This window comes from Lysobacter sp. yr284, assembly GCF_900107375.1.
Taxonomy (GTDB): domain Bacteria; phylum Pseudomonadota; class Gammaproteobacteria; order Xanthomonadales; family Xanthomonadaceae; genus Lysobacter.
In genome coordinates this window covers 16506-35262 of sequence record NZ_FNPT01000017.1, presented here as the reverse complement: position 1 = coordinate 35262, position 18757 = coordinate 16506, and the positions used below count along the sequence as shown (strand labels likewise).

The following is an 18757-nucleotide window of genomic DNA, read 5'->3' as shown; positions in this document are numbered from 1 at the left end:
GCGGGTGCGGACGTTGGCGGCTTCGCGCCGTTGGCTGAACAAGCAACTTGACGGTTGCGTATTTGCGGTCCACTCTGGCCCGGCGATATGCATCCAAGAGGTTGCCCATGAACGCATCCACCGACCGCATCCAACGCCGCATCCTGCTCAAGGCCCCGCGCGCCAAGGTCTGGCGCGCGCTGGCCGACGCCGAATCCTTCGGCCAGTGGTTCGGCGTGAAGCTGCAGGGCCAGCGCTTCGCCCCCGGCCAGAGCGCGCAGGGCCACATCACCTATCCCGGCTACGAGCACCTGCTGATGCAGGTGGTGGTGCAGGCGATGGAGCCCGAGCGGCTGTTCTCGTTCCACTGGCATCCCTACGCGGTCGATCCGGGCCGCGACTACTCGCACGAGCCGCCGACCTTGGTCGAGTTCGCGCTCGAGGACGCCGACGGCGGCACCCTGCTGACGGTGACCGAGTCGGGCTTCGACCAAGTCCCGGCCGAGCGCCGCGAGGAAGCTTTCCGCATGAATTCCGGCGGCTGGGACGAACAGGTCGGCAACATCGCGCGCTATGTCGAGTAAGCCCGCCGCCCGGCCGGCGGCCGCGTTCAAGGCGCCGGCGCTGCGGCGCTCGGCGCGGGTGTTCGACGCGCTCGGCGACGAAACCCGGCTGCGGCTGGTGGTGGCGCTGTGCGCCGGCGGCGCGCTGTCGATCGCCCAGCTCACCGCCGGCACCGACATCAGCCGCCAGGCGGTGACCAAGCACCTGCAGGTGCTGGCCGGCGCCGGGCTGGTGCGCGACCTCAAGGCCGGGCGCGAACGCTTGTGGCAGTTCGAGCCGGCCGAGCTGGAACAGGCGCGGCAGTCGCTGCAGCGCATCGCCGAGCAGTGGGACCAGGCGTTGCTGCGGTTGCAGGCGTTCGTCGAGGGCTGAGGCGGGTTCGCGCTCAGCGGTCGGTGAGGTCCAGCGCCGGCCGCCGCTGCTGGCGGCAATAGCGCTCGTACGCGGCGCGTTGGCTCTGCGCGGTGGCGCGCATGCGCACGCTGCCGCCGGGGCCGAGGAACTCGACCGCGCCCATCACCACCACCAGCGCGATCATCGGCTCGTCGCCGACGATCTTCCACCAGTCCACGTTGCCCGGCGGTTCGTAGACGTAGTCGCCCGGCCCGATCAGCTCGCCGGTACACAGCTGGCGGGTGCCGCTGAGGTTGTAGGCGTGGATCTCGCCGGTGTGACGGTGCAGCGGCATGGCCAGGCCCGGGTCCATGCGCAGCAGTTCGACGAAGCCGCGGTCGTCGGCGAAGAAACGCAGCGGCTTGGAGTACTTGCCGGGCGTGTCGGCGGGGATCCACGGCAGTTGCGCGCTGGCGCCGATGCGCGCGGGCAGGTAGTCGTGCAGGGCGTCGAAGCCGGAAGCCATGATGGTTCCTCGCGGGGCGTGGGTGCCGGCTCAGCCGGCGATCGCGTCGAAATAGCGCTGGAACGAGGCATCCACCGCGGCGCGGCCGCCGCCGAGGATGTTGCGGCCCAGGCTGTAGCCGTAGACGTCCTCGAACTCGAAGCCGGCGATGCGTTCGCGCATCGCGCGCACGTCGGCCGGTTTCATCGGGATGTAGTTCGGGTAGCTGTACATGAAGGTGGTGTGGCGGCGGTCGGAGACCACCTGCAGCGCGTCGCCGGGGAACAGCGCCGCGCCGCGCGCGCCGTCGCGGCGCCAGTGCAGCGCGGTGCTGCCGTCGAAGTGGCCGCCGCAGCGGATCAGGGCGACATCGTCGGACAGCGCCAGCTCGTCGCCGCGCCACCAGCGGATCGCCGGCGACGGCCGCTGCACCCAGTCGCGGTCGGCCTCGTGCAGGTAGATCGGCACGTCGCCGAGCGCGCGGCTCCATTCGACCATCGCTGCGTAGAAGTGCGGGTGCGAGACCGCGATCAGGTCGACGCCGCCGAGCGCCTGCAGCGCGCGCACCGCTTCGTCGGTGACCAGCGACAGGGTCTCCCACAGGATGTTGCCGGCGCCGGTGGGCAGGAACATCGCGCGCTGGTCGATGGCGAAGCCGGGCGTCATGGTCAGGCTGAGTACGCCGGCGTCGTCGTCGATGCGCAGGCGGTGGCGCTGGGCCAGCGATTCCATCGTGGTCCAGCGCTGGCCGTTCCAGCCGACGTACTGGCGCTCGTCCTCGCACACCGGGCAGTGCGCGGGCGGGGCGGCGGATTCGGCGAACTGGGTGCCGCAGGTTTCGCAGATCGGGCAGGGCATGGCGGGCCTCGGCGGTGGCTGGCGAGATGGGTGGCGACGAACAAGTGCGGGCGGGGCGGCTTGGGGGAGGGACTCCAGTCCCGACGCGTCCGGTCGCCGCGATCGGGCACCCGCGCGGCGGGGCCGAAGCCCCTCCCGCCACCGCGTCGGGTCAGCCTTGCGCGCCCTGGCCGAACAGCGCCTGCCGCTCGGCTGCGGTGAAATTGGCCGGCTTCGCATACGGATCGTCGACGCCGGCATACGCGCGCTGCGTCGCCGGCCGCGCGCGGATGCGTTCGAACCAGCGCTGCAGGTCCGGGGTGGCGGCGAGGTCGTGGCCGAGCCCGGCGTGCGGCAGCACCCACGGATAGCAGGCGATGTCGGCGATGGACAGTTCCTCGCCGGCGATGAACTCGCGCCCCTGCAGGCGCCGGTCGAGCACGCCGTACAGCCGCGCGGCCTCGCGGGTGTAGCGGTCGATCGCATACGGCACCGCTTCGGGCGCGTGCGCGCGGAAGTGCCCGGCCTGTCCGGCCATCGGGCCGAGCCCGGCCATCTGCCAGAACAGCCACTGCGTGGCCTCCAGTTGATCGCGCTCGGCGCGCGGCCACAGCAGGCCGGTCTTGCGCGCCAGATAGAGCAAGATCGCGCCGGACTCGAACACCGGCAGCGGCGCGCCACCGTCGGCGGGCGCGTGGTCGACGATCGCCGGGATCTTGTTGTTCGGCGAAATCGCCAGGAACTCCGGAGCGAACTGCTCGCCGGCGGAGAGCTTGACCGGCACGATCCGGTGCGCCAGCCCGGTCTCTTCCAGGTACAGGCGCAGCTTCAGGCCGTTGGGGGTGGCGGCGTAGTGGAGGTCGATCATCTCGGCGGGTCCGCAGCGGCGAGGGGCCGCTTCCATGGAGCCAGCTTAGGAGTACGCTGGCGCCCCGGTTGGTCCAAATCGGACGGAATCCATGGAACCAGTTTTCGCCGCCGCCGCGCCCACGGGCGCCGAGCCGGACGCCCCGGTGTTCGAGTTCCCGCTGGACCTGCCGGCGCGCGGCCGCGGCAACCTGACCCACGAACTGCACCAGCAACTGCGCGCGGCCATCCTCGACGGCCGCTTCGCCGCGGGCGCGGCGCTGCCGGCCACGCGCCGGGTCGCCGCGGGCCTGGGCGTCGCCCGCAACACCGTGGTCGCCGCCTACGACCTGTTGATCGCCGAGGGCTACGTCGCGCCGCGTCGCGGCGCCAAGGCGGTGGTCGCCGACGTCGCCGCGCGCCGCGACCGGCGCGCGCCGCAGCGGCTGTCCGCGGGGCCGGAAGACCCGCGCCTGAACCCGCTCTGGCGCACCCCGTTCCTGCGCCCGGAGCCGCCGCGCGACCTGCCCGAGCGCTGCTTCCGCCTCGGCATCCCGGATCATCGCCACTTCCCGCACGAGACCTGGCGGCGGCTGTCGGCGCAGACGCTGCGGGCCTGGTCGCGCACCGGTTTCGGCTATCCGCCGTCGGAAGGCATCGCCGAACTGCGCGAGGCCATCGCCCAGCACGTGGCCTTCGCCCGCGCGGTCGCCTGCAGCGGCGAGGACGTGGTGGTGACCTCCGGCGCGCAGCAGGCCTTCGACCTGCTGGCGCGCCTGCTGGTGACGCCGGGCGACACCTGCGTGGCGGTGGAAGAGCCCGGCTACCCGCCGGTGCGCGCCGCCTTCGCCGCGGCCGGCGCGCGGCTGTTGCCGATACCGGTCGACGAAGAGGGCCTGTGCGTGGAGCGCTTGCCCGAGCAGGTGCGGGTGATCAGCGTGACGCCCTCGCACCAGTCGCCGACCGGGGTGGCGCTGTCGCTGCGCCGGCGCCGCGCGCTGCTCGACTTCGCCCGCCAGCGCAACGCGCTGGTGATCGAGGACGACTACGACGGCGAGTTCCGCTTCGGCCAGCGCCCGCTCGACGCGCTGCAGACGCTCGACCGCGACGGCCTGGTGTTCTACATCGGCACCTTCTCCAAGAGCCTGTTCCCGTCGCTGCGCAAGGGGTTCATCGTCGCCCCGCGCTGGGCGCGCGATGCGCTGGCGACGGTCAAGCACTGCGCCGACTCGCACAGCGACACGATCACCCAGTCGGTGCTCGCCGCCTTCATCCGCGACGGCCACCTGGCCCGCCACGTGCGGCGCATGCGCGCGGTGTACGCGCCGCGGCGCGAGGCGCTGCTGGCGGCGCTGGACGCGGAACTGGCGCCGTGGCTGCAGCCGATCCCGTGCGAAGCCGGCATGCACCTGGCCGCGCGCATCCGTGACCCGGCGCTGGCGCCGGCGATCCTGGCGCGGCTGCCGCGGTACATGCCCGGCGCGCAGTCGATCGGCGAATACGCGATGAGCGCGCCGGCGATGCCGGCGATCACCTTCGGCTACGGCGTCATCGACGTCGAACGGATCCGCCCGGCGACGCGCGCGTTCGCGCGTTCGCTGGCGGGATTGGGCGCGCCTTGATCCGCGCAGCCCGGGTTCGCAGCCGCTAGCGGCGGCGCAAGCCGCGAGCGCATCCGATCCGGCCGCGTCGAAGGCATCGTCGCGGTTGCGTTGCCGCGGTCGCGGTTCGCGCCGCGGCTACCCGGCGGCTTCGGGCAACGTCACCGGCACGAACCGCACCGGCCGCATCCGGCCGAAGTCGCGGCGCGGGTCGCGGCGCACGCGCGGGTTCGGATCGAGCACGCGCGGCGCGACCGGGTCGTGCAGGTACACCACCCAATGCCAGGTGCCGTCCTCGCGCGGGTTGATCGCGACCAGCCCGTCGCCGCCGCAGTCGCGCCAGTCGCCGACCGCGCGCTCGCTGCCGCTGCCGATGCGCAGCACCGCAAGCATCCGCCGCAGTTGCCCCGCATCGGTCCGCCAGCTTTCGCGCGGCGCGCGCGCGGCGGCGCCGCCGCCGGCACGATGGCGCGACAGCCGCGGGCCGATCGCCAGCGCCCGCGCCAGGGTGCGCGCCTGGGCATAGCCGATCCCGGCCAGCATCGCCACGCAGGCCAGGCCGCAGCCGCTGCGGTCGTGCTGCAGGCAGCGCCGCACCGGCGCGCGGCTCATCGGGCGATCCCGCGCGGGTCGTGCGCCGCCGGCGCGTCGCTGGCGCAGGCGGCGGCCAGCGTCGCCACCCGCTCCTGGCAGAACGCCAGGTAGGTGCGCACGATCGCCGAGGGGTGGCGGTGCGAGGGATACAGCAGGTGGACGTGCTGCTCCGGCAGCGGATGCTCCGGCAGCAGCGCGACCAGATGCCCGGCGCGGATCGCCGCGGCGGCCAGGAACGGCGGCAGCTCGGTCACCGCCTCGCCGGCCAGCGCGCGGCTGCGCAGGTGCGCGTAGTCGTTGGTCGAGAGCAGCGGCTGCGGCTGGAAGGTTTGCGCGCCCAGTTGCCAGCCGCCGCTCTGCGCCCAGGCCGCGCACGGGAAGCGATCCAGCGCCGCGACCGATTCCGGCGCGCCCAGCCGCGCCAGCAGCGACGGCGCGGCCACCAGCACGTGGCGATACGACAGCAACCGCCGCGCCACCATCGCCTCGTGCGCGATCGCGCCCACGCGCAGGGCGACGTCGATGCCGTCCTCGACCAGGTCGATGCGGCGCTCGCTGGTGTAAACGTGCAGGCGGATGTCGGGATAGCGCTGCTGGAACGCCGACAGCAGCTCCCACCACGGCTCGTAGCCGGGCGGCAGCGACAGGCGCAGGCGGCCCTTGAGCCGGGCCTGGTCGCTGGCCACCGCCTGCTCGGCCTCCGCCAGCGCCTCGATCCCGCGCCCGGCGTGTTCGTACAGGCGGGCGCCGGCGTCGGTCGGGCGGGTGCCGCGCACCGAGCGTTCGAGCAGTTGCACGTTCAACTGCCGCTCCAGTTCGCGGATGCGCCGGCTCAGGGTCGGCAACGGCACGCCCGCGCGCTCGGCCGCCGCCGACAGGCTGCCGGCCTGAACCACGCTGACGAACATCCGCACTGCATTGAGGTCCATTGGGTCCTCTCTATTTTGAGAGAAAGCCTGTCTTCGGTGTGGATTATATTTCGAATCCGGAAGGGGGACAGTGGCTCCACCCGCTGCAAGCCGCAGCGTTTGCATCCCCCAGGAGCCCGCCATGTCCCTCCAGTCCGTGATCGAAACCTACGAAAAAGCGCTCAACGCCAGCGATACCGACGCCGTCCTCGCGCTGTACGGCAGCGACCCGGTGTTCATGCCGCAGCACGCCCCGGCCCTGGTCGGCCGGGCCGCGGTCCGTGCCGGCTACGAGCAGGTGTTCGCCGCGATCGGGTTGTCGGTGAAGTTCCGCATCCACGAGGCCGAAGAGGCCGGCGACTGGGCCTGGGTGCGCACCAGCACCGTCGGCCGCACCCGCCTGCTCGCCGCCGGGACCGACGTGGACGAGGGCAACAACGAGCTGTTCGTGTTCCGGCGCGAAGGCGGGCAGTGGAAGATCCACCGCTATCTGTTCGCCACCAGCCTGCCGCGCGGCTGAGGCCGGCGCACGCGCGCACGCGCGCGGCCGGACGTGCCGGCCGCGCCGAACTGCACGAACCGACCCGGGCGCGCCGCGCCCGGGTCCCGCGGTGCCCCGCGGCGCGGTTCAATCGAACCGGTAGCTCACGCTCATGCTGTAGCGCCGGCCGAGGATGTCGTAGGTGCCGATGCCCAGCTCGCTCGGCGTGGTACCCAGCGGCGGGTCCTTGTCGAGCAGGTTCTGCACCGCGAAGTTGACCCGCACGTTGTCGGTGAAGCGGTAGTTCACCCCGGCGCCGAGCAACCAGTACGACGGCGCCCGCAGCACGTCGGAGGTCTCCACGGTGTTCTCGTTGTTGAACACCGACGCGCTCAGGTAGCGCGCGTTCAAGTTCAGGCCGAGCTTGTTCTTCTGGTAGTCCAGGCCGAACTGGTACTGGCGCTCGGCCATGCCGATCTCGCCGACGTCGTCGTCGACGCTCACCCCGGTGGTCGAGCTTTCGAAGCGCTTGACCCACAGCGCGTTGGCGCTGAAGTCGAAGCGGCCCCAGTCGCCGACGTCCCAACGGTAGGCCAGCTCGCCGGTGATGCCCTGGAAATGGATGAAATCGCCGTTGCGGTAGCGCACCGCGACGATGTCGAACTGGCCGTCGGGCCGGCGCTGGATCTGCTGGCAGTAGTAGTTGGCGGTATTGACGTTGCCGGCGTTGAAGTCGGGATTGTCGTAGCAGGCCGAGAGTACGTCGTTGACGCTCTGGGCGAAGATCTGGTCCTTGAGCTTGACCTCGTTGTAGTCCACCGCCAGGCGCAGGCCCTTGACGAACTCCGGCTGCCACACGAAACCGGCGGTCCACGAATCGGCCGCCTCGTTGCGCAGGTTCGGCTCGCCCTGGCGCGCGGCGCGCGAGTTGGCGCTGTTCTGCTGGAAGTCGACCGGGTTGAGCCCGTACTGCTGGTAGAACGCCGCGCAGTTGCGCGCGCGCGCGGCCGGGTTGGGGCCGCCGGTGACGTTGCGCCGGTCGCAGGGGTCGGAGGTGGCCTGGAACAACTCCACCTGCGGCAGGTACAGCTCGGTGATCACCGGCGCGCGCAGCGAGCGGGTCTTGTTGCCGCGGATCTGCAGGCCCTCGATCGGCTCCCACTGCAGGCCGTAGGTGTAGGCGTTGAAGCCGCCGTTGACGCTGTTGTCGACGCGGCGGAACTTGCCGGTGATGTCGAACCGGTGCAGGCCGGGAATGCCGGCGTCGGGCGAGACCAGCGGCAGCATCGTTTCGACGTAGTACTCGTTGGTGTGGTACTTGCCGTTGAGCGGCGGGATCGCGACCGCGCGGCCGAGGCCGCGGCGGGTGAAGTCGTTGGGGCTGAAGCCGCCTTCCTCGATCCGGTGCTCGTAGCCCAGCGCGACGTTCAGCGGGCCGCTCCACAGCTCGGCGACCGGGCCGCTGACGAAGGCGCTGAACACCTTCTGCTTCTGCTCGAAGTCGGTGCGCGCGGTGCCGGTGACGTAGCGGATCGCCTCGGCCGAGGGCCGGCCCTGGCCGAACAGGTCCAGCGGCACGCAGTTGGGATCGGCGATGGGATTGGAGTTGGCGCCGGCGCTGGCCGCGTACAGCGCGTTGCCCGCGGTCGGATCGCACACCAGGCGGCCGCCGACGTTGCGGACGTTGATCGCGTTGATGAAGTTCTGCTGGTTCAGCGCCGTCGACGAGGTGGTCGCCTGCATGCGGCCGTAGTTGGCCGAGACTTCCCAGTCGAACGGCCGCGACCACAGCTCGAAGTCGCCGCGCGCGCCGACCACGATGCGGTCGATGTCGGTTTCGGTGCGGTCCGGGGTCAGGCCCAGGTCGGCCGAGGTGCGGGCCAGGCGGAAGCTGCGGATGCCCAGCGCCGATAGTTGCTGGCGCGCCTGGTCGTTGAGCAGCGGATGGGTCGACTGCACGATCAGCGCGCTGTTGAGGCGGGTGCCGGCGGTGGTGTTGCCGGTGGTGCCGATGTCGCTCGGCGAATAGGCGTCGGCGTGGTAGTGCATGGCCTCGACGAACAGGCGCGCGTTGTCGGCCACGTCGTAGTGGCCGATCACGTTGACCGTCTGGCGCTTGAGGCTGGTCAGCAGCGCGGTGATGTCGGCGGTGTTGAGGCCTTGCCCGCCGGAGGCGGTGCTGGTGCCGAAGTTCACGCCCGGATCGAACGGCACCAGGTTGCCGTTGGGCGCGAACTGCAGGTAGGTGCGCTCGCCCGGGCCGAAGCCGCGCAGCGCGCCGCCGGGCAGGGTGACCGCGCCGCTGACCGGCAGGACCAGGCCGCCGAAGGTGTTGGTGAAGGTGCGCGCGTCGCGGATCAGCACGGTGCCGGGGATGCCGTCGTTCGGGCCGGTGTCGAACGGCACGTTGCCGTGCACGCGGCCGTCGGTCTCGGGATTGCGGCCGGGCTGGTTGGCGCGCATCTGCGCCGCGTTCGGGTTGGCCGGGAACGCGTAGGCGCGGGCGAAGTCGGTGCGGTCCGAGCGCAGCAGGCCCTGGCTGTCGTCGTAGGAGCCGCCGACCATGAGGTTGCCGCGGCCGTCGGCGAAGTCGGCGCCGGCGAGGAAGCTGTAGCCCAGGCGCTCGTTGTCGCCGTGGTCGCTGATGCCGTAGTTGAAGTTGGCCTCCACGCCCTGGAAGCGGTCCTTGAGGATCACGTTGACCACGCCGGCGATCGCGTCGGAGCCGTAGGTCGGCGCGCCGCCGATGGCGACGTTCTCGACCCGGTCGATCATCTGCACCGGGATCGCGTTGAGGTCGACCTGGGCGCCGGCGGACGCGCCGAAGTTGGTCAGCGCGCGCGAGGTCACCACGCGCCGGCCGTTGACCAGGGTCAGGGTGCGGTTGCTGCCCAGGCCGAAGCGGTTGACGAAATTGACGCCGCCGGCGTAGTTGGCCTGGCCGCCTTCCGGGGTCTGGCCGATGCCGAAGCCGACGGTCTGGTTGAGCGCGTCGGCGACATTGGTCATGCCGCGCTCGCGCACCGATTCGCTGGAAACCACGGTGGCCGGTTCCAGGGTGTCGAAGCCCGAGCGCGGGATGCGCGAGGCGGTGACCTTGATCCCTTCCAGTTCGGTCGCCTTGCGCTCGGCCGGCGCCGGTGCCGGCGTGGCGGCGTCCTGGGCGAGCGCGGCGGGAGCGAAGGCCGGCGCGGCCAGGGCCACGGCCAGAGCGGTCAAAAGCGGGCGGCGCCGCAGGATGCGGCGGGAGGACGTGCTGATCATGTAGGTTCCCCGGGTCGGGCCGGCGCAGGGGGCCGGCGCATTGCCAGTACGCCTAATCCGGCAAAGCGGTCGCAAGCGCGAAAGCGACCGGAATCATTGCGAAACCGTGATGGAATGCTTGCTGTTACGTGCTGTTTCAGCCAAAAGGTGTCAACTGCGCGCCTGTTCAGCCGTTTCGCGCGTGCCTGCGGGTGCAGTGGCCGCTGCTGACGAACCTAGTGGTACGGGTGCGCCGAACCCCTCGACGCCTCCGCCGCCCCGGCGCGTCCCCGGGAACTTTCCACGCCGTGCGGCTGTCTCACAAAGGCTCGCGAAATCTGGTCGGAACCGCTTCGGGCAGCGCGGCCCCAGCCATCCGCCCGAGCCAAGTCGCTGATCGCAAAGGCCGTTTTTGCGGCGCCGTCATCGTTAGACGACGCTGCGGCCACGCCCGGTCCGCGACACTCCCGCGAGCCTGAACGCCAGCCGTTTTTCGGCCCTCCCGGCCGTTCCAATCCCGCAACACTGCGGAACTTCCCCACCCTTTAGCAGTCCGATAGGCCGACTGCTAAGATCGCCGACATGACCTCTATCGCCCAATCCTCCGCTCTTGTCGCCAACAACCTGCCTGTGCCCAGCGCGCTCGGTTCGCTGGACGCGTACATCGGCGCGGTGCACCAGATCCCGGTGCTGACCGCCGAAGACGAGCAGGCGTTGGCCCGCCGTTTCCGCGACGAGGAAGACCTCGACGCGGCCCGCGAACTCGTCCATTCCCATCTGCGCTTCGTGGTCCACGTGGCCCGCGGCTACAACGGCTATGGCCTGCAGATCGGCGACCTCATCCAGGAAGGCAACATCGGCCTGATGAAGGCGGTCAAGCGCTTCGACCCCGAACAGGGCGTGCGCCTGGTCTCCTTCGCGGTGCACTGGATCCGCGCCGAGATGCACGAGTTCATCCTCAAGAACTGGCGCATCGTCAAGGTCGCCACGACCAAGGCCCAGCGCAAGCTGTTCTTCAACCTGCGCAAGTCCAAGACCCGCCTGGGCTGGATGAACGCCGAGGAAGTGCGTCAGGTGGCCCTGGACCTCAACGTCTCCGAGCGCGAAGTGATGGAGATGGAGTCGCGCCTGTCCGGCCGCGACATCGGCTTCGACGCGCCCAGCGACGAGGACGACGACCACGCGCCGCCGTCGCCGGCCGCGTACCTGCGCACCGCCGACGAAGACCCCTCGCAGAGCTACGAGCGCGAGGACGAGGAAGACAACCAACTCGCGCTGCTGCGCGAGGGCCTGGCCGGCCTGGATGCGCGCTCGCGCGACATCGTCAAGCGTCGCTGGCTGGACGCCGACAGCAAGGTCACGCTGCAGGAACTGGCCGACGAGTACGGCGTCAGCGCCGAGCGCATCCGCCAGATCGAGGCCAACGCGCTGAAGAAGATGCGCGGCCTGTTCGCGGCGTAAGCGCGCAGCGGATCGAAACCACGAACGGCCCGGGGCGACCCGGGCCGTTCTTGTTTTTGCGCCGCCGGACTGGGCCTCGTCGGATGCGGCTTCGCCCGCAACGCGTGCCGTAGCCCGCGTCCAGGCGGCAGGCGCTCAGCCGCCTGGCTTGGCGCCCTCTTTTTCCAGCATCGCGTCCAAGTGCCGGTACAGCGCCTTGAGCTGCGAATGCGAGCGCAGGCCGCCGCTGCGGATGCTCAGATCCAACGTTCGGGTCTCGGCCTGCAATATGCGGGCGACATCGGCAGCCGGCAGATCGCCGTCGCCGGCGCGGTAGACCGCTTCCAGCATCGGATACAGCGGCGCGTGCGGGAAATCCTGCGCCGCCTGCGCGAGCATCGCTCGGTAGGCCGGGTCCGGCACCGTGTCCGGGGCGGGTTCGGCGTGCCGGATGCGGCTGAGCGCGAAGCGTTCGTCGCGATAGCGTTTCCAGCCCAGCTCATCGCTTTCGGCCAGGCCGGCGGCGTCTGCAGCGTTCTGCTGCAGATAGGCCAACACCCGCAGCGCTTCCAGGTCGCCGCTCTCGCTGCGGGCGCGTTCGCGCAATGTATCGCCATGACGGGCGAGCAGGGCGACGAAGTCCGGCGGCTGCGTCGCGCGCGCCGCTGCACGGCCCAGCGCCACCCGGCCCAGCGCCGAACTGGCCGGGTACGGGTGGTTGCCGACGATCACCCGGCAGCGCTCCAGATCGTCGTAGCCGAGGCCTTGCTCGCGATCGCGCAGCTTGGGCCACAGGCAGTCCCACTCCTGGCGCTCGCGCTGCTGCGGGCTCCACTGCGCGCGCGCCAGCGCGATCGCCGCGTCCTGCGCCGAGGCTTGCGGCGCGGCGTTCCACCAATCCCCGTGCCAATCGAACGAGCGCGCGAGCAGGCGTTCGAGCGCGGCCCGGTCGCCGCGCGAGGCCTGGCGGTAGTCCTGGCCGAAGCGGCTCAGTTCGCTGGGGCCGCCGAAGACTTCGTACGACATCTTCTCGGCGCCGACGTGGCGCGAATCGACGTTGGAGTCGCGCACGATCGCCGCCGCGCCGCGCAGGTCGCCGAGGGCCAGGTAACAATACGCAGCGACGTAGGTAGCCGTATCCGCAATGCCGATGGGACTGGCGCGCAGACGCGTCCACAGCGGCAACGCGGCGCCGCAGTCGTCCTTGCGGGTGTAGTGCAGGGCCAACTCGAACAGGATTTCCGGTTGCTCCGGCTGCAGGGCGTCCGCGCTGCGGTGCAGGCGCAACGAGGCCTCGGGCGCCATCGACCACAGCATGTTGCCGATGGCGAACCGGCGTGCGGCGCCGCCTTGTTCGGCGTAGGCGACCAGTTCGGCCACGGCTTGGTCGAGACGGCCGGAGAACTGCAACGGCAGGTGGCGCCGGCCGAAATCCTCGGCGGCCTGCGATTCGGCTTGGACTTGATCGATGAAGTTCCCGGCCGGCACGCGCGCCGTCGTTTTCGCCGCGGCGGGCGCGGAAGCATCGAGTCCGCGCGGAATCGCACTCGCGCCGAAACTCATCGCCACAGCCAAAGCGAACAGCATCGTCTGCAGTGCGGGGCGGCGCGAACGTCGGGATGTATGCGGGGTCGAGCTGCGCTGCGCGCTCATGCGGTCCTTCATCGGCGAATCGCGACGTGCGCGCGGGCGCTCAGCCTAAACCAATGCGGGCGCTGCGCAAGACGCGGATATCGCCCCCAGCCCAACCGGCCTAACGTGGCGCCGTCCCCACCCACCGGAACCCGCGCCATGCACGCCTACCGAATCGACGGTCTCGCCCCGGAAACCTTTGCGCCGTTGTTCGCGCTCGACGATGCGGCGTTGCGCGCGCACGGTATGCGCCGGGTCGTGGCGGATTCGCCGACCGGCTATCCGTGCCGGGTGTCGCTGGCCGAGGCGGCGCCGGGCGAGCGGCTGTTGCTGTTGACCTTCGCGCATCACGATTGCGACGGCCCGTATCGCGCCAGCGGTCCGATCTTCGTGCGCGAGGACGCGATGCGTGCGCCGACGCTGCGCAATCGGCTGCCTTCGATCCTGGGCACCCGCCATCTGTCGTTGCGCGCCTACGATGCGGACGGCTGGATGCTGCAGGCGCGCGCGCTGGAAGGGCGCGATGCCGAGGCGGCGATGCAGGAACTGTTCGACGATCCGCGCACCGCCCGCATCCATGCCCACAACGCGCGCTACGGTTGCTTCCTGTGCGCGATCGACCGCGAGCCGGCGCAGGGCTGAGCCGGCGCCATTCGCGGTTGCGACCGCACCCAACTTCGCCGCCGCGGCGCCGCGCGGGCGGCTGAGAACTGCAAGCCGCGTCGCAGCAATGCGGCCTCCTGCTTGCCGGCGCCCGCGCGCCGGCCCAAGACTGCGGCGCCGGCCGCGCCATGCGCCGGTCTAAAACCAAAAGGAGGGGGTCATGGAAGTGAGCAAGATGCTGATCGCGGCGGGCTTCGCCGCGGCGTTGTCGTTGGCCGCGGTCGCGCCCGCGCGCGCGGGCGATCTGAGCGGCGCGCAACTGACGTGCTATGTCGATACCTTTGCCTTCGACGTGCCGCAGGCGCAGTGGTGCCACAGCACCTGGACGCCGGGCACGGCGACCAATCCGTCGGTGGCGATGTTCGAGGTGACCGGCCTGGCGGCCGGCAGCTACAGCTTCGCCTGGACCGACCTGGAAACCGGGCAGGCGCCGGCCGGCTGCGGCAACGCGCAGTACTGCATCGTGCCCATCGCCACCGAGACCCGCGGCGACGGCGAGGCGCGCGCGCGGGTGGTGGTGACCGACACGGCCACCGGCGCGCAGCGCTCGCTCGATGCCACGGCGTGGTACTGGGACGGCTACAACTGATCGCGGCCGCCGCGCGCCGGCGGCGAACGCCGCGGCGCGCGGTGGTTCATCGAATCACGCACATCGGACAAGGAGAGTTTCATGCGCATCAATACAAGCATCGGCCTGAGCGCGGTCGCGCTGGCGCTGGCCATGGGCCATGCCGCGCCAGTGCAGGCCGGCAACGTCACCGACGCCGGCATGGTGTGTTACGTCGACACCTTCCGTTACGACATCCCCACGCCCGACACCTGCAGTTCGTGGTGGGTGCCCAATGGCGCGCACCACACGTCGGTGGCGGTGTTCAGCGTGACCGGCCTGCCGGCCGGCAACTACGGTTTCGTCTGGCGCGATCTGGAGACCAATGCGATCGTCGCGTCCTGCGCCAACCAGAACGCCTGCGCGGTGCCGATCACGACCGACCTGGCCGGCGACGGCGTGGCGATCGTGCAGGCCACCGTGACCGACCTGGACACCGGCGCGAGCCGGCAGGTGCAGGCGACGGCGTACTACTACGACGGATACACCTGAGCGAGCGCATGGCCGCGAACGAAAAAGGGCGCCCTCGGGCGCCCTTTTTTTACCGCGGCCTGCGTCGCCGCGCGGGCCGGACTCAGTCCTCGTCGTCGTTGGCGGACTTGTCGCCCGCGCCGCCGAGGATGATGCGGGCGTGGCGCTGGTAGGTGTAGTACGCCCACGACCAGTTGAGCATCACGATCAGGCGGTTGCGGAAGCCGATCAGGAAGAACACGTGCGCGGCCAGCCAGAACGTCCACGCCAGCACGCCGGAGAAATGCCAGCCGTGCAGGTCCACCACCGCGGCGCGGCGGCCGATGGTGGCGAGGTTGCCGAAGTCGACGTAGCGGAACGGCGGCGGCGCCGGCTGGCCGGCCAGGCGCGCGCGGATGCTGCCGGCGACGTGGCTGCCCATCTGCTTGGCCGCCGGCGCCACGCCGGGTACCGGCTTGCCGTCGTCCTGCTGCAGGCTGGCGAGGTCGCCGGCGACGAAGATCTCCGGCCGGCCGGGCACGCTGAGATCGGGCAACACCTGCACGCGGCCGGCGCGGTCGCGCGGGACGTCGAGCAGCGCGCCCAGCGGCGAGGCCGCCACGCCGGCGGCCCACAGCACCGTGCGCGCGGGGACGAATTCGGCGCCCAGGGTGTAGCCGTTGGCGTCGATCGAACCGACCGGGGTGCCGGTGGAGACTTCCACGCCGAGCCGCTGCAACTGCGCGCGGGCCTTTTCCGACAGCGACTCGGGAAAGCTCGCCAGCACCCGCGGCCCGGCTTCGATCAGGCGCACCCGCGCCTGCGCCGGATCGATCCGGCGGAACTCGCGGCGCAGGGTCTTGCGCGCGATCTCGGCCAGGGTGCCGGCCAGCTCGACCCCGGTCGGGCCGCCGCCGACCACGGCGAAGTGCAGCCACGCGGCGCGTTCCTGCTCGATCTGCGCGGCCTCGGCGCGCTCGAACGCGAGCAGCACGCGGCGGCGGATGTGCAGGGCGTCGTCGAGGGTCTTCAGGCCCGGCGCGTGCGCCGACCACTCGTCGTGGCCGAAGTAGGCGTGGGTGGCGCCGCTGGCGAGCAGCAGGAAGTCGTAGCCGATGCGCTCGCCGTCGGCGAGGACGACGCTGCGCGCGTCGGCGTCCATGCCGACGACTTCGCCCAGGCGCACTTCGACGTTGGCCTGCTTGCGCAGGATGTGGCGCAGCGGCGCGGCGATGTCCGGCGAGGATAGGCCGGCGGTGGCGACCTGGTACAGCAGCGGTTGGAACAGGTGGTGGTTGCGGCGGTCGATCAGGGTGATGCGCACCGGCGCGGACGCCAGTGCGCGGGTCGCCCACAGTCCGCCGAAGCCGCCGCCTACGATGACGACATGCTTGCGGGTATCGGACATAGCCGGCTCCTCATCCGTTCGCGCGTTGCGCCAGCAGCGCTTCGAGCTTGCGCTGGTCGGCGGCGAAGCGGCGGATGCCGTCGGCGAGCTTGTCGGTCGCCATCGCGTCCTCGTTGTGCTGCCAGCGGAACCCGGCCTCGCCCAGGCGCTCGCCCGCGGCGGCGCGTTCGCCGTCGTCGTTGAGCGCGCGCGGCACCTCGCCGTCGCTGGCTTCCAGTTCGCCGAGCAGTTCCGGCGAGATGGTCAGGCGGTCGCAGCCGGCCAGCGCCAGCACCTGGCCGACGTTGCGGAAGCTGGCGCCCATCACCACGGTCTGGTAGCCGTGGCGCTTGTAGTAGTTCCAGATGCGCGCGACCGACTGCACGCCCGGGTCGTCCTGCGGCGTGGCCGGCGTGGCCGCGCCGCTGGCCAGGTGCCAGTCGAGGATGCGGCCGACGAAGGGCGAGATCAGGTACACCCCGGCTTCGGCGCAGGCCACCGCCTGGGCGAAGGAGAACAGCAGGGTCAGGTTGCAGTGGATGCCTTCCTTCTCCAACTGCTCGGCGGCGCGGATGCCTTCCCAGGTCGAGGCGACCTTGATCAGCAGGCGGTCGCGGCCGATGCCCGCGGCCTCGTAGAGTTCGACGATGCGCCGCGCCTGCGCCAGGCTGGCCTGGGTGTCGAAGCTCAGCCGCGCGTCGACCTCGGTGGAGACGCGGCCGGGGATCAGCTTGAGGATCTCGCCGCCGATGGCCACGGCCAGGCGCAGGCCGGCGTCGGCCACGCGCGCCTGCGCGTCGGCGCCCTGGGCCTTCGCGACGGCGGCGTCGATCAGCGGCGCGTAGGCGGGCAGGCCGGCGGCCTTGAGCAGCAGCGAGGGATTGGTGGTGGCGTCGAGCGGTTGGAAGCGGGCGATGGCCTCGATGTCGCCGGTGTCGGCGACCACGGCGGAGAGTTGGCGCAGCTGTTGCAGGCGGTTGCTCATGGGGAATGGGTTCTGTCGTTAGGTATCCGCGCCATTTTCGCCCATTGCGGTTAGCCCGTCATGAAGCCGGCGCTATCTTCTGCCTGGCGGCCGCGCGCGCGTCGCCGGCCGCGCCGCCTTGCGCTAGGCTGGCGCGGACGGCCGCGCCGCGGCCCCGGAGCTCCGACCATGGCCGTGGCCACGGAAGAAAAACGCATCGCCCTGCTGATCGACGCCGACAACGCGCCGGCCGCCAAGATCGAGGTGATCCTGGCCGAGGTGGCCCGCTACGGCGCGGCCAACGTGCGCCGCGCCTACGGCAACTGGAAAAGCCCGAACCTGAAAAGCTGGGAAGCGGTGCTGCACGAGTACGCGATCCGCCCGATCCAGCAATTCGCGTACTCCAAGGGCAAGAACGCCTCGGACATGGCGATGGTGATCGACGCCATGGACCTGCTGTACGCGCGCAACCTCGACGCCTTCGCGATCGTTTCCAGCGATGCCGACTTCACCCCGTTGGTGATGCGGCTGCTGACCGACGGGGTCAGGGTCTACGGCTTCGGCGAGAAGAAGACGCCCGAGCCCTTCGTCAACGCCTGCTCCAAGTTCACCTACGTCGAAGGGTTGGGCCAGCCGGCGGCGGAGGTGCAGGCCGACGAGACCGTGGCCACGGTGGCGCTGCGCAGCCCGCAGGACCTGCGCAGCGACACCCGGCTGGTGCGGATGCTGCGGCGCGCGGTGGAGGCGGCCAGCGGCGACGACGGTTGGTCGCACCTGGGCGCGGTCGGGCACCAGATCGCCAACCAGGCTTCGTTCGATTCGCGCAACTACGGCTATCGCAAGCTCAGCGACCTGATCGAAGCGGCGGGTTTGTTCGAGACCCGGCGCGACAACCAGATCGTGTGGATCCGCGACAAGCCCAAGGGCAAGGCCAAGGACGCGGCGAAGGAGCCGGCGGGCCAGGACGGCGCGGGCGCGGCGAAGCCCAAGGCCAAGGGCAAGGCCGACAAGGGCTGATCGCGCCGCGGCGGTTGTCGCGCGCGTGCGTTGCGCATCTCGTCCGCACTGGAAGTGCATGCGAACTGCCGATTCGGCGCGGTGCGTACGCGCGTTCGCAACGCGGCGGAAAATGTTCAACCCGCGCTCAGGGGCGTGCGGTAGATTCCGCGCTTCCTTCCTGTCGCCGACGAGCCCCGCATGCCTTGGTTTCCTGCCCGTTTCGCCCGCATCGCGATCCTCGCGCTGGCGCTCGCTGCTGCCGCCGGTGCGGTCGGCGCGGCCGACAAAGTCGTCACCGTGCCGGTGAAGTTCGCCAAGGGAACCACCGGTGCCACGGTGAAGGGCGCGATCAAGGGCTACGACTCGGTGGAATACCTCGTCGTCGCCCGCGCCGGCCAGACCTTGCGCCTGGCGATTGCCGGCAGCGCCAATGCCAACGTCAACGTCTTCCCGCCGCGCGCCGACGGAACGCCCGACCCCGACGCGAGCGGGCTGGAACTGAGCGCCGCCTACCGGAACGGGCGTTCGAGCGAAAGCGCGGTGCTGCCGGCCAACGGCACCTACCGCATCCAGGTGTACCAGTTCCGCGCCATCGCGCGCCGCGGCACGGTGTCGAAGTATTCGTTGAAGATCGAGATTCGGTGAGGGGCGGCTGGCGCGCGCTTGCGCCGGCGGTTTCCTCGCAGTTGCGTGTTCGCGGTCGCAGCTTGCGCAGCTCCTACAG

19 protein-coding genes are annotated in these 18757 nt (G+C 71.0%); 10 read left to right on the top strand and 9 right to left on the bottom strand.

The features are described 5' to 3' along the window. Positions 1-107 precede the first annotated feature (107 nt). Positions 108-563 carry an SRPBCC family protein gene (locus BLV01_RS19725; protein ID WP_091804000.1) on the top strand — a complete coding sequence of 152 codons (456 nt, stop codon included), beginning with the start codon at positions 108-110 and terminating at the stop codon, positions 561-563. Continuing rightward, on the top strand, positions 553-915 hold the full coding sequence (locus BLV01_RS19720) for an ArsR/SmtB family transcription factor (protein ID WP_091803997.1): 363 nt from the start codon (positions 553-555) through the stop codon (positions 913-915). The genes BLV01_RS19725 and BLV01_RS19720 overlap by 11 nt, the downstream gene beginning before the upstream one ends. Before the next feature lie 13 nt (positions 916-928). Here the strand turns inward: BLV01_RS19720 and BLV01_RS19715 are convergent, their stop codons facing one another. The 3 genes from BLV01_RS19715 to BLV01_RS19705 all read right to left on the bottom strand — a co-directional run bounded on the left by BLV01_RS19715 (position 929) and on the right by BLV01_RS19705 (position 3086). Next, positions 929-1402 carry a cupin domain-containing protein gene (locus BLV01_RS19715; protein ID WP_091803993.1) on the bottom strand — a complete coding sequence of 158 codons (474 nt, stop codon included), beginning with the start codon at positions 1400-1402 and terminating at the stop codon, positions 929-931. A gap of 30 nt (positions 1403-1432) precedes the next feature. Next, a complete protein-coding gene (locus BLV01_RS19710; protein WP_091803986.1) occupies positions 1433-2239 on the bottom strand; it encodes an MBL fold metallo-hydrolase in 807 nt (268 codons plus the stop codon). A gap of 151 nt (positions 2240-2390) precedes the next feature. Next, complete coding sequence (locus BLV01_RS19705; protein ID WP_091803983.1) at positions 2391-3086, bottom strand: glutathione binding-like protein; 696 nt, start codon at positions 3084-3086, stop codon at positions 2391-2393. Between the two features lie 91 nt (positions 3087-3177). Between BLV01_RS19705 and BLV01_RS19700 the strand changes: the two genes are divergently transcribed. Next, positions 3178-4686, top strand: coding sequence for a MocR-like pyridoxine biosynthesis transcription factor PdxR (locus tag BLV01_RS19700; protein WP_091803980.1), 1509 nt, complete (start codon positions 3178-3180; stop codon positions 4684-4686). Between the two features lie 117 nt (positions 4687-4803). Here BLV01_RS19700 and BLV01_RS19695 read toward each other — a convergent pair whose 3' ends face one another. Together BLV01_RS19695 and BLV01_RS19690 are read right to left on the bottom strand one after the other, a co-directional pair. After that, positions 4804-5277 (bottom strand): hypothetical protein, encoded by a 474-nt coding sequence (locus tag BLV01_RS19695; protein WP_091803977.1) that lies wholly within the window; start codon positions 5275-5277, stop codon positions 4804-4806. Next, entirely contained in the window at positions 5274-6188 is a 915-nt protein-coding gene (locus BLV01_RS19690) for a LysR family transcriptional regulator (protein ID WP_091803974.1), read from the bottom strand. Before BLV01_RS19690 ends, BLV01_RS19695 begins: the two co-directional genes overlap by 4 nt. Before the next feature lie 121 nt (positions 6189-6309). On the opposite strand from BLV01_RS19690, the gene BLV01_RS19685 reads away from it, so the two are divergent. Further along, on the top strand, positions 6310-6687 hold the full coding sequence (locus BLV01_RS19685) for a YybH family protein (protein WP_091803971.1): 378 nt from the start codon (positions 6310-6312) through the stop codon (positions 6685-6687). 108 nt (positions 6688-6795) lie between these two features. Here BLV01_RS19685 and BLV01_RS19680 read toward each other — a convergent pair whose 3' ends face one another. Next, positions 6796-9867 (bottom strand): TonB-dependent receptor domain-containing protein, encoded by a 3072-nt coding sequence (locus BLV01_RS19680; protein ID WP_175486126.1) that lies wholly within the window; start codon positions 9865-9867, stop codon positions 6796-6798. A 606-nt stretch (positions 9868-10473) separates the two neighbouring features. On the opposite strand from BLV01_RS19680, the gene rpoH reads away from it, so the two are divergent. Further along, a complete protein-coding gene (gene rpoH, locus BLV01_RS19675) occupies positions 10474-11352 on the top strand; it encodes an RNA polymerase sigma factor RpoH (RefSeq protein ID WP_091803966.1) in 879 nt (292 codons plus the stop codon). A gap of 135 nt (positions 11353-11487) precedes the next feature. Here the strand turns inward: rpoH and BLV01_RS19670 are convergent, their stop codons facing one another. Continuing rightward, positions 11488-12819, bottom strand: coding sequence for a hypothetical protein (locus BLV01_RS19670; protein ID WP_139178892.1), 1332 nt, complete (start codon positions 12817-12819; stop codon positions 11488-11490). Positions 12820-13122: 303 nt separating this feature from the next. Between BLV01_RS19670 and BLV01_RS19665 the strand changes: the two genes are divergently transcribed. From BLV01_RS19665 to BLV01_RS19655, 3 genes are all read left to right on the top strand, one after another. Further along, on the top strand, positions 13123-13605 hold the full coding sequence (locus tag BLV01_RS19665) for a DUF1203 domain-containing protein (protein ID WP_091803960.1): 483 nt from the start codon (positions 13123-13125) through the stop codon (positions 13603-13605). Between the two features lie 181 nt (positions 13606-13786). Further along, positions 13787-14215 (top strand): hypothetical protein, encoded by a 429-nt coding sequence (locus BLV01_RS19660; RefSeq protein WP_091803956.1) that lies wholly within the window; start codon positions 13787-13789, stop codon positions 14213-14215. An 81-nt stretch (positions 14216-14296) separates the two neighbouring features. Beyond that, positions 14297-14725, top strand: a complete 429-nt coding sequence (locus tag BLV01_RS19655) for a hypothetical protein (protein WP_091803953.1) — start codon at positions 14297-14299, stop codon at positions 14723-14725. Between the two features lie 82 nt (positions 14726-14807). Here BLV01_RS19655 and BLV01_RS19650 read toward each other — a convergent pair whose 3' ends face one another. Then, a complete protein-coding gene (locus tag BLV01_RS19650) occupies positions 14808-16091 on the bottom strand; it encodes an NAD(P)/FAD-dependent oxidoreductase (protein WP_091803950.1) in 1284 nt (427 codons plus the stop codon). A 10-nt stretch (positions 16092-16101) separates the two neighbouring features. Beyond that, positions 16102-17055, bottom strand: a complete 954-nt coding sequence (gene tal / locus BLV01_RS19645) for a transaldolase (protein WP_091803947.1) — start codon at positions 17053-17055, stop codon at positions 16102-16104. Positions 17056-17223: 168 nt separating this feature from the next. Between tal and BLV01_RS19640 the strand changes: the two genes are divergently transcribed. After that, the gene (locus BLV01_RS19640; protein ID WP_091803944.1) at positions 17224-18051 is read left to right on the top strand and encodes an NYN domain-containing protein; all 828 of its coding nucleotides are present in this window, start codon (positions 17224-17226) and stop codon (positions 18049-18051) included. A 180-nt stretch (positions 18052-18231) separates the two neighbouring features. Next, on the top strand, positions 18232-18678 hold the full coding sequence (locus BLV01_RS19635; RefSeq protein WP_091803941.1) for a hypothetical protein: 447 nt from the start codon (positions 18232-18234) through the stop codon (positions 18676-18678). The last annotated feature ends 79 nt before the right edge of the window (positions 18679-18757 follow it).